This is a genomic window from Cyanobium sp. L1E-Cus (genome assembly GCF_024345755.1).
Taxonomy (GTDB): Bacteria; Cyanobacteriota; Cyanobacteriia; order PCC-6307; family Cyanobiaceae; genus Cyanobium_A; species Cyanobium_A usitatum.
On record NZ_JAGQBS010000004.1, the window covers coordinates 182,649 to 192,439 of the forward strand.

Below are 9,791 nucleotides of genomic sequence, written 5' to 3' on the forward strand. Positions count from 1 at the left end.
GATCTGATCTACTGACTGTAACCACCCCCTACCGAACTCTGACCGTCCCCTGGCCTGGCCAGGGGCTGGCCAGCAGGGTTTCGAAGCGGTGCTGCCAACCTGCGACCAACCTGTCAAAAAGTTGGGCTCCCAGGGCTGCAGAAGCGCCGCGGGCGTCGCCAACCACTCCGGTGAGGCTGAGTTCCTGGCTGAGCCAGGCAAGCGGGGCGGCCCCTTCCAGGCTCCAGCCCGCGGGGATGACCTCGCCTCGCTTGCCATCGCAGGGGCGCTGCTCGCCCACCAGCTGGGGGGCGAGGTGCAGCATCAGGCTGGTTTCCGCCAGGCCCGCGTGCAGCCCGTCGGAGCGCTCCGGCTCGGGGATGAGCTCGGCGATCCCCTCGGGACCACTCCATAAAAAGCAGGGCAGCACGGCTAGCTCGGGCCGCTCCGCCCGCAGCTGGCGCGCGGCGGTCTGAAGCAGGGATATTTGGCCTCCGTGTCCGTTAAACAACACCAGGCGCTGAAAACCTGTGCCGGCAAGTTCATGGCCTACGGCCACCAGTTGCTCGATCAGGACCTGGGGGGGGAGGCTGATGGTGCCACTGAAACCACGGTGCTCTGGGGAGAAGCCAATGCTCTGCAGCGGCAGCCGCACGATGGGCAGGCTTGGCTCTAGCGCTACCAAAACTGCGTCTAGCACTCGATCGGCAAACAGGCCATCCGTTCCGAGCGGCAGTTGGGGGCCGTGTTGCTCGACCGCCCCCCAGGGCCAGACAACCGTGCTTCCTGGCTGGGCTGCAAGCTCCTGAACCTGCGGCCAGGCCAGCTGCTCAAGGTGGCGCTGCTGGGGCATTTTTTGAGGACTGATCACTACAGTGTGGGGCTCTCAGCCCTTAGTGGAGATGGCCGGTACCGGCAGTCAACCGCCCTCATCCTCATCCCGGCCCGTGCCCCCTGGTCCTGCGCGCCCAGTGCCTGCACGCCCCCAGCCGCTGGCGCCCCTGCGTAAGCCGCCCCAGGTGTTGATGATCCGCAAGGACGAGCCAGCCCCGCAGCCGTCTGCGACTGAGCCTGCGCTTGCTGCAGCTCCCCAGGCTCCCGCTCAGCTCGCTCCCGTTAACCGGGTTGCGGCACCTGCAAGCACTCCTGTCCGAAACGACGACGAGCTGTTTGACCTGGGGTCCATGGAGGGCCTAACCATGGCCGACCTGCTGGGCCCTGACCCGAGTCAGAAGCGTGCTCCCAAGGCTGCTGCTGCCGGAGAGCCCAGCACCAAGCCCGCAGCGCGGAGCGTCGACGATTTCGACTTTGACGAAGAAGCCTTTCTGGCGGCTCTCGACGACCACGAGCCCCATGGCACCACTGGAGAGGTGGTGCGCGGCACCGTGATCGGTGTCGAAAGCGATGGCGTTTACGTGGATATCGGCGGCAAGGCGCCGGGTTTCATGCCCAAAAAAGAGTGCGGCCTGGGGGTGATCACCAACCTCAAGGAGACCTTTCCCAAGGGGCTGGAGGTGGATGTGCTCGTCACCGGTGAGCAAAACGCCGATGGCATGGTGACCATCAGCGCCCGGGCCTTGGCCCTGCGCCAGAGCTGGGAGAAGGTGAGGCTCTTGGAGAAGGAGGGCAAGGTGGTGCAGGTCAAAGTGAACGGCTTCAATCGAGGTGGTGTCACCTGTGAACTTGAGGGATTGCGCGGCTTCATCCCCCGTTCCCAGCTGCAGGAGGGCGAAAACCATGAGGCTTTGGTGGGTAAGACCCTTGGTGCCGCTTTCCTAGAGGTCAATCCAGAGACCCGCAAGTTGGTGTTGTCCGAGAAGAAAGCTGCAACTGCAGCACTGTTCCAAAACCTGGAGGTGGGTCAGCTGGTCGAAGGCCAGGTGGTGGCTATTAAGCCCTATGGCTTGTTTGTCGATCTAGGTGGTGTGAGCGGTTTGTTGCACCAATCGGCAATTAGTGGAGCTCAGCTGCGGGACCTGCGTGAAGTTTTTGGCCAGGGAGACCGGGTCAAGGCCCTGATCACCGAGCTGGATCCGGGCCGAGGCCGCATCGCCCTCAATACCGCCCTTCTCGAGGGACAGCCCGGTGAACTGCTGATTGATCGAGACAAGGTGATGGCTGAGGCTCCAGAGCGGGCCAACCGGGCCCGCTCCGTGCTGCGCCAGCAAGAACAAGGGGCCGGATGAAGCAGGCCGCTCCAGATTGGGAGCTCGACTACTACTCTCGCCCCATCCTTGAAGAAGATGGCAAAAAGCGCTGGGAGCTGCTGATCTGTTCCACCCCTGAGGTGCCCGGACCAGGGGAGGTAGCGAGCGAATCCTTCCGCTGGGCCCAGGCCTGCCCTGCCACCAGCGTTAATTCGATCTGGCTGAGGGAGGCTCTGGAGGCAGCATTGGCTGGTGCTGCCGCCCAGGGTTTTGGGCCGCCTCGGCGGCTGCGCTGCTGGCGTGGCTCGATGCGCACCATGGTGCAGCGGGCGGCTGAGGGGCTGGGATTGGAGCTGGTGCCCAGCCGCCGTACCTACGCCCTAGTCAACTGGCTGCAGGAGCGGGAGCGCCTGGTGTATCCCCAGGAGCCCGGCTACATGGCGGGCCCGTTAGCACCGCCCCCCCAGGCTTTGCGACCGATTGCGGTTCCCTTGCCGGAAGAGGCGCGGGGCGACAGCTGGGCCTGGGCCACCTTGCCCTTGGGTGCCCTAGCCGCTGCATCGGAGTGGGAGGTTGGCTTTGCTGGCCTCGTACCCCTACCAATGGCGGGGGCTGCCGAGCTGCCGGTGCCGGGCATTCGCCTATTCAGCTCCACCAGGGCCCTGGCCCTGGCCGGCTGGCTGGCTGGGCTCGAACCCGTGCGGCTTGAGATCAGTGGCCCGCAGCTAGTGCTTGAGGCAGGCCTTGAGGATCGCTGGCTACTCACCAACTTGCCGGCTGAGGAGGCAGAGGTGGCGACTGCCGCTTTTGCTGCCGCCCGAGAGCAGGCCGGTGGCCTTCAGTTCCTTGCCGTTCAGGCCAGCGAGCAGGACCAGCGCTTTGAGGGCTTCTGGTTGCTGCGCGATCTTCCCGACGCTTGATTCCCCACGATGGCCGAAGCGGTTGATCCCCCCTTTGATCATCCCGACCGGGACTTCAATTCCTTGCCCGGTTGGACCTGGGTAGGTACCTATGGCGGCTACTACCTCCAGTGCGACCTGCTCCAGTCGTTTGAGCATGGCTTCTTTACACGTCAATGGCAGGGACGGGGGCCTGAGGTGCTGGCGGCTTATGTGAGCGCTGGGGTGAGTGTGCACCGTCTGCGCCAGGTGCACAGTGCCGTGGTTTTGCCAGCCAGCCAGGCCAGCGCCGATCCCTTTCCCGAGGCCGATGGTCTTATTAGTGATGCCGGCGGCCAAAGCCTCTGGGCTTGTGGCGCTGACTGCACCCCGGTGCTGATTGCTGATCCCGCTACTGGCCGGGTGGCGGCTTGCCACGCTGGTTGGCGCGGTGTGGCTGGAGGCATCCTCGAGCGCGCCGTGCAGCAGCTGGTGGATGGAGGCAGTCGGCCGACCGAGCTGCTGGTGGCCCTAGGACCAGCGATCGGCGGTGGTTCCTACCAAGTACAGCGGCTGGTGTCTGAACAGGTTGCGGCGTCTCTAGCCGCCGCCCCTGATGCGTCTTTGCTGCCTGTTCTGCTTGAGCAGTTGCGTCAGTGCGGCGCTCTGCAGGCCGATCCAGACCCTATGAAAGACCGCCTTGATATTCGCCTTGCCGCCCAGCTCCAACTTGAGCGACTTGGGGTGCCCACGGCGCAAATTGGCCACTGCCCTCTTTGCACAGCCAGCGAACCACTGCTTTTTCACTCCTGGCGGCGCGATCAGGTGAAGGCGGTGCAGTGGAGCGGCATTGTTTCTCAGGCTTGAATCTTGGCACTGTTTCAAGCTGGATTCGCCTTCAATTCAAGCCGCGTAGCTTGCATTCGGGCCTGTCTCTGCGCAATAATGCAGGAGTTGCATAATTATCATCAATGCTCACTGGTGTCGACCTTCTCGCCAAAGTCAAAGAACTCGGGGATGTGAGCAAGTCTGACTTGGTTCGCGCTTGCGGCTATGTCTCCCACAAAAAAGACGGTTCGGAACGGCTGAATTTCACAGCCTTCTACGAGGCTCTCTTGAATGCCAAGGGAGTCGATTTTGGCGGTGCAGCCAAAACCGGGAAGGGCGGCCGCAAACTCAGCTTCAACACCAAGGTCCAGTTCAACGGAAACTTGATGGTCGGCAAGGCTTATACAGGCATGCTTGACCTCAAGCCTGGCGATGAGTTCGAAATCAAGTTGGGTCGCAAACAGATTCGCTTGGTACCACTGGGTGCTGAGGACGAGGAAGAGTGATCGACAGGGCTACCTGTTCGGCCACTTTGATGCCATCAATTGCTGCCGAGAGGATTCCGCCGGCATAACCAGCTCCCTCGCCGGCTGGGTATAACCCTGGGGTGTTGCCACACTCCAGGGTTATTTCGTCTCTGGGTAGCCGCACGGGCGACGAGGTGCGGGTCTCTACACCGGTGAGCAGGGCATCGCCCATTAGGAAGCCTGGAATACGGCGATCGAAGGCAGGCAGGGCCTCTCGGATAGCTGTCAGCACGAACTCCGGTAGGCAGCCAGCCAAATTCCCATAGCAAACTCCTGGTTGGTATGAAGGAATCACTCCGCCACTGCCCTGACTTGGGCGGTTGGCGAGGAAATCTCCAACCCGCTGGGCAGGTGCTTGGTAGTTAGATCCGCCAGTAACAAAGGCGCGGCCCTCCCAATAGCGCTGAAAAGCAACGCCGGCGAGGGGATCGTCGTCTCTTTCCCCGTAGGGCGTCAGATCGGCTAGCTCGATACCCACCACGATGCCGCTGTTGGCATTGCGTTCGTTGCGGGTGTGCTGGCTCATGCCATTGGTGACTACTCGACCTGGCTCCGAGGTAGCCCCCACCACCAATCCCCCCGGGCACATGCAAAAGCTGTAGACACTGCGGCCCAAGTTGGTTGTCTCACGGCAGTGATGCACCAGCTTGTATTCAGCTGGGCCCAGGCGGGGGTGGCCGGCGGCCTGCCCCCAGCGGGCCCTGTCAATCAGGCTCTGGGGGTGTTCGATGCGTAGACCAACTGCGAAAGGTTTGGGCTGCATCGCCACGCCGGCGGTTTTCAACATCTCAAAGCTGTCCCGGGCGCTGTGGCCAAGGGCCAGCACCACCTGGGTGGCGGCAATTCGTTCGCCGCTATCGAGCTGCAGACCCTGAATGGAGCGGTCCACGGGATTTAGCTCCAGGCCGTCTACCCGGCACTCGAAGCGCACCTCGCCCCCTAGGGCCTCGATTCGCTGCCGCAACCCCCGCACCACCGTGGCCAGTTTGTAGGTGCCGATGTGGGGGTGGTGCAGGGTGAGGATGTCAGGGTTAGCGCCTGCGGCAACTAGCTCCTCAAGCACCTTGCGCACATAGGGCTTGGCTTCGCTCACCTGGCTGTAAAGCTTGCCGTCGGAGAAGGTGCCAGCCCCACCCTCGCCAAATTGGGCATTGGATTCGGGATTGAAGTCAGCGCTCCCCTTCCAAAAGCCGAAGGTGTCGGCGCTGCGCTCCTTGACCGCCTTGCCCCGCTCCAGCAGTAGGGGACGAAACCCCATCTGGGCCAGCAGCAGGGCCGCGAAATAGCCGCAGGGACCAGCTCCCACCACCACTGGTCGCATATTTCCAGCGTTGGCTCGGCTTACGACGGGGTGATAGGTCGTGTCGGGGCTGGGCCGCAGATGGGGGTCGCCGGCAAAGCGCTTTAGAAGCCGGGCCTCGGCACGGGCATCAAGGTCCAAATCCAGATCCAGGCTGTAAACGAGGGTGATCGCCGCGCTCTTGCGGGCATCAACGCTGCGCTTAACCAGCCGCAACCCAAGTAGTTGATCGGGGGCGAGCCGCAGGCGCCTCAGCACTGCCGCCGACAGGTCGGCCTCGCTGTGGTCGAGGGGCAGCTTCAATTCGCTCAGGCGCAGCACTACCGACTCCATGGGGGCGCCTGCACGGGAACCGGGCGCTGATTCATGGCGTTATTTCAGCAGTCTTGGCTCCACTGCGCCTGAAATTCGATTGGGCTGCCAGGCTGGAGGTCGATGCGGCGTCGATTCTTTGTCGATTACCCACTGCCCCCTTTGCATGGCCCTGGCGGTCCTTTGTGTGCTGCGAGCCACGGCCCACGGCACCTTGCTCTGGCGTCTGTCTGCCTAGGCGGGGCGCTAAACCATGGGCATGTTCCAGCGCAGCACGCCGAAGAACCTCACCTGGCCGATGGTCACCTGGCCTGGTGCGTTCGTCTCCCGACGTGGCTTCCTCAGCTTGGCTGGCTTGGGAGTGGCCGCCCTTGCGGCCTCAGGCCTGAGCCCTGAGGCCACTGCCGCCCCTAGAGGCGGTGCCAAACCGCTGCTGCCGCCCCGGGGCGACCTGCGCCTGGTGGCGATCAGCGATCTCAACAGCAGCTACGGCTCCACCAGCTACCTGTCGGAGGTGCTGCGGGCCGTTGAACTGATCCCCAGCTGGAAACCCGATCTGGTGCTCTGCGGCGGCGACATGGTGGCGGGCCAGAAGCAGGGCCTCAGCCGGGTACACCTCAGCGCCATGTGGGCCTCCTTCCATCGCCAACTGCTGGCACCTCTGGAGCGGGCTGGGCTGCCGGTGGCGATCACCATGGGCAACCACGACGCCTCTTCCGCCCGTTCTGGGGGCCACTACATATTTGAGCTCGATCGCCAGGAGGCCGAGCGTTATTGGCGCGGCCAGCAGAATGCCTTGGGGTTGAAGTTTGTTGATGCCAGCCGCTTTCCCTTCGCTTACAGCGTGCGTCAGAACGACCTTTTCCTGCTGGTGTGGGATGCCTCCTCGGCCGCCCTGCCCGCCGAACAGGTGGCCTGGGCCGAGCGCCAGCTGCGCAGCCCCGAGGCCCAATCGGCCCGGTTGCGACTGGTGCTTGGCCACTTGCCGCTGCTGGCCGTAGGAGAGGGCCGGGACCGGCCTGGCGAGGTGTTGCAGCAGAGCGAGGCCCTGCGCCAATTGCTGGAGCGCACCGGCGCCCATGCCTACATCAGCGGCCACCATCACGCCTTCTTCCCAGGCCGGGTGGGTCAACTGGACCTGCTCAACCTCGGCGCCCTGGGCAGCGGTCCGCGCCGCCGGCTGCAGGACAGCACGGCTCCGGTGCAGACCCTCACCGTGATCGATGCCTTCTGGCCCCAGGGTGATGGCGCGGGACGCACGACCTACACCACCTACAACATGACCACCCTGGAGTCGATCAGCAGCCAGCAGCTACCGGCCCAGATTCAACCCAGTCAGGGACCGCCGCTGCGGCGGATCGGCTGAGAGATGCGGTTGGCGGCTCAGGCCAAGCTGGCCTCGATCCTGGCCACCTCCAGGCGGGTGGCGATCACGGCGTCGGGGTTGAGGCTGATCGAATCAATGCCCTCCTCCACCAGGAAGCGAGCGAAATCGGGGTAGTCGCTGGGGGCTTGGCCGCAGATGCCGATCTTGCGGCCGCAGCGTTTGGCGCTTTGGATTGCCAGGCGAATCATGGCCTTCACGGCCGGATGCCGCTCGTCAAACAACTCAGCCACCAAGGCTGAATCGCGATCCAGCCCCAGGGTGAGCTGGGTGAGGTCGTTGGAGCCGATCGAGAAGCCATCGAAGCGCTCTGCAAACGCCTCTGCCGCGATCACGTTGCTTGGTAGCTCGCACATCACATACACCTCAAGCCCGTTTTCACCCCGCACCAGGCCGGAGCGGGCCATTTCGGCCAACACCCGATCCCCCTCCTCGGGGGTGCGGCAGAAAGGCACCATCGGGATCACATTGGTGAGTCCCATGGCATCGCGTACCCGTTTAAGGGCCTGGCATTCGAGGGCAAAAGCAGCGCGGAAGGCGGGGGCGTAATAGCGGGAGGCGCCCCGCCAGCCGAGCATCGGGTTCTCCTCGTTGGGTTCAAACGCAGCTCCCCCAAGCAGGCGAGCGTATTCATTGCTCTTGAAGTCGGAAAAGCGCAGGATCACCGGCCTAGGATAGAAAGCCGCTGCAATGCGGGCCATGCCCTGGGCCAGTAGATCCACGTAGTACTCGGCGGGGCTGGTGTGGCCGGCCGTTAACCGGGCTATCTGCTGCCGCTGCTGGGCGTCAGCAACCCGCTCAGGCTGGAGCAGGGCCAGCGGGTGCACCTTGATGTGATTGGCGATGATGAACTCCAGCCTGGCCAGGCCCACCCCGTCGCAGGGAATGGCCGCGAGGTTGAAGGCCTCCTCCGGATTGCCCACATTGATAAGGATGCGGGTCCGGGTGGCGGGCAAATCGTCAATGGCCTGCTCCGTGACGCTGAACGGCAGGTTGCCCCGGTACACCCGGCCGACATCGCCTTCGCAGCAGCTGATCGTGATGGCGTCGCCGTCATGGATGCGCTGGGTGCCATCGCCGGTGCCAACGATGGCCGTAATGCCCATCTCGCGGGCAATGATCGCCGCATGGCAGGTGCGGCCGCCCTGGTCGGTCACCACGCCGCTGGCTCGTTTGAGGATTGGTTCCCAGTCGGGGTCGGTGCGTTCGGTGATCAGTAGGTCGCCAGCCTCAAAACGGCTGATTTCGCCGGGATCCTTAATCACCCGGGCTACGCCGCTGCTCACCGAGGCGCCGATGGCGCGGCCGCTCACCAGGGTTTGCGCCTGATGGGGCTCCAGGTGCCAGCTGCGCAGCACCGCCTGCTGCTGCCGCGACTGCACGGTTTCCGGACGGGCTTGGAGGATGAACAGCTCGCCTGTGAGGCCATCTTTTGCCCACTCGATGTCCATCGGCGTGGGGGCGCCACGCTTAGCGCTGTAGTGACGCTCGATTTGGCAGGCCCAGCGGGCCAGGGTGAGGCACTCGTCATCGCTGAGGGCGAAGCGGTTGCACTCGGCTTCCGGCACGGGCTCGTTTGTCACGGTTATCCCCGCTTCCCCATACACCATCCGAATCGCCTTGCTGCCCAGTCGCTTACTGAGGATCGGCGCAAAGCCCTGCTCAAGCGTTGGCTTAAAAATCAGCACTTCATCGGGGTTAACGGCGCCCTGAACAACGTTTTCACCGAGGCCGTAGGCGGCGGTGAGCAGCACCGCGTCGCGGAAGCCTGTCTCGGTGTCGATGCTGAACATCACCCCGGCGCAGGCCAGATCGGAGCGCACCATGCGCTGCACACCGATCGAAAGGGCGACCTCGAGGTGATCAAAACCATTGAGCTGGCGGTAGGAGATGGCCCGGTCGGTGAACAGCGACGCGTAGCAACGCCGGCAGGCCTGCAGCAGGGCAGCTCCCTGAATATTAAGGAAGGTCTCCTGCTGGCCAGCAAAGCTGGCATCGGGCAGGTCTTCGGCTGTGGCGCTCGAGCGCACTGCTACCGCTGGCAAAACGCCATCTGGTGTTGCCAGCTCTCGATAGGCGGCCAGGATCGCTTCGCTGAGGTCTGCGGGCAGGGTGGTGTTCAGCAGCAGGTTGCGGGCGGCTTTGCCGGCGGCCTGCAGGGCACCGAGATCATCAGCATCCAGGTTTTGGAGTAGGTCCTGCAGTGGAGTTCTGAGGTCGTTGCTGCGCAGTAGGTGGCGGTAGGCGGCGGCTGTGGTGGCGAAGCCTCCAGGCACCCGCACACCCTGGCCCGCGAGCTCGCGGATCATTTCGCCGAGGGAGGCGTTTTTGCCGCCCACCTCGGCTATCGCCCCGATGCCAACTGCCGCGAACGGCACGACGAGCAGTTCGCGGCTGTTGGCATGGGTAGTTGGCATGGATAGTTGGCAGCCAACC

8 protein-coding genes are annotated in these 9,791 nt (G+C 63.9%); 5 read left to right on the forward strand and 3 right to left on the reverse strand.

Annotated elements, in window-relative coordinates; all coding sequences use genetic code 11:
• Positions 1-28: 28 nt before the first annotated feature.
• Positions 29-832 carry a creatininase family protein gene (locus tag KBZ22_RS05550; protein WP_255021337.1) on the reverse strand — a complete coding sequence of 268 codons (804 nt, stop codon included), beginning with the start codon at positions 830-832 and terminating at the stop codon, positions 29-31.
• A 49-nt stretch (positions 833-881) separates the two neighbouring features.
• Between KBZ22_RS05550 and KBZ22_RS05555 the strand changes: the two genes are divergently transcribed.
• From KBZ22_RS05555 to KBZ22_RS05570, 4 genes are all read left to right on the forward strand, one after another.
• Positions 882-2,165: a S1 RNA-binding domain-containing protein gene (locus tag KBZ22_RS05555; protein ID WP_255021338.1), complete on the forward strand. Its 1,284-nt coding sequence runs from the start codon at positions 882-884 to the stop codon at positions 2,163-2,165.
• Positions 2,162-3,046 (forward strand): Tab2/Atab2 family RNA-binding protein, encoded by an 885-nt coding sequence (locus KBZ22_RS05560; RefSeq protein ID WP_254941141.1) that lies wholly within the window; start codon positions 2,162-2,164, stop codon positions 3,044-3,046. Before KBZ22_RS05555 ends, KBZ22_RS05560 begins: the two co-directional genes overlap by 4 nt.
• Positions 3,047-3,055: 9 nt before the next feature.
• Entirely contained in the window at positions 3,056-3,871 is an 816-nt protein-coding gene (gene pgeF / locus KBZ22_RS05565) for a peptidoglycan editing factor PgeF (protein ID WP_255021339.1), read from the forward strand.
• A gap of 104 nt (positions 3,872-3,975) precedes the next feature.
• Positions 3,976-4,338: an AbrB family transcriptional regulator gene (locus KBZ22_RS05570; RefSeq protein WP_254941143.1), complete on the forward strand. Its 363-nt coding sequence runs from the start codon at positions 3,976-3,978 to the stop codon at positions 4,336-4,338.
• Here the strand turns inward: KBZ22_RS05570 and KBZ22_RS05575 are convergent.
• Positions 4,277-5,980, reverse strand: coding sequence for an FAD-dependent oxidoreductase (locus tag KBZ22_RS05575; protein WP_255021388.1), 1,704 nt, complete (start codon positions 5,978-5,980; stop codon positions 4,277-4,279). The two genes, KBZ22_RS05570 and KBZ22_RS05575, sit on opposite strands and share 62 nt — an antisense overlap.
• A gap of 244 nt (positions 5,981-6,224) precedes the next feature.
• On the opposite strand from KBZ22_RS05575, the gene KBZ22_RS05580 reads away from it, so the two are divergent.
• On the forward strand, positions 6,225-7,337 hold the full coding sequence (locus KBZ22_RS05580) for a metallophosphoesterase (RefSeq protein WP_255021340.1): 1,113 nt from the start codon (positions 6,225-6,227) through the stop codon (positions 7,335-7,337).
• 17 nt (positions 7,338-7,354) lie between these two features.
• Here KBZ22_RS05580 and ppsA read toward each other — a convergent pair whose 3' ends face one another.
• The gene (gene ppsA / locus KBZ22_RS05585) at positions 7,355-9,772 is read right to left on the reverse strand and encodes a phosphoenolpyruvate synthase (protein WP_255021341.1); all 2,418 of its coding nucleotides are present in this window, start codon (positions 9,770-9,772) and stop codon (positions 7,355-7,357) included.
• Between the last annotated feature and the right edge of the window lie 19 nt (positions 9,773-9,791).

Excerpts from the sequence above, each read along its gene's own strand:
- KBZ22_RS05570 (WP_254941143.1), top strand. The coding sequence starts at position 3,976 with ATGCTCACTGGTGTCGACCTTCTCGCCAAAGTCAAAGAACTCGGGGAT.
- KBZ22_RS05560 (WP_254941141.1), top strand. The coding sequence starts at position 2,162 with ATGAAGCAGGCCGCTCCAGATTGGGAGCTCGACTACTACTCTCGCCCC.
- KBZ22_RS05555 (WP_255021338.1), top strand. The coding sequence starts at position 882 with ATGGCCGGTACCGGCAGTCAACCGCCCTCATCCTCATCCCGGCCCGTG.
- pgeF (WP_255021339.1), top strand. The coding sequence starts at position 3,056 with ATGGCCGAAGCGGTTGATCCCCCCTTTGATCATCCCGACCGGGACTTC.
- KBZ22_RS05550 (WP_255021337.1), bottom strand. The coding sequence starts at position 832 with ATGCCCCAGCAGCGCCACCTTGAGCAGCTGGCCTGGCCGCAGGTTCAG.
- ppsA (WP_255021341.1), bottom strand. The coding sequence starts at position 9,772 with ATGCCAACTACCCATGCCAACAGCCGCGAACTGCTCGTCGTGCCGTTC.
- KBZ22_RS05580 (WP_255021340.1), top strand. The coding sequence starts at position 6,225 with ATGGGCATGTTCCAGCGCAGCACGCCGAAGAACCTCACCTGGCCGATG.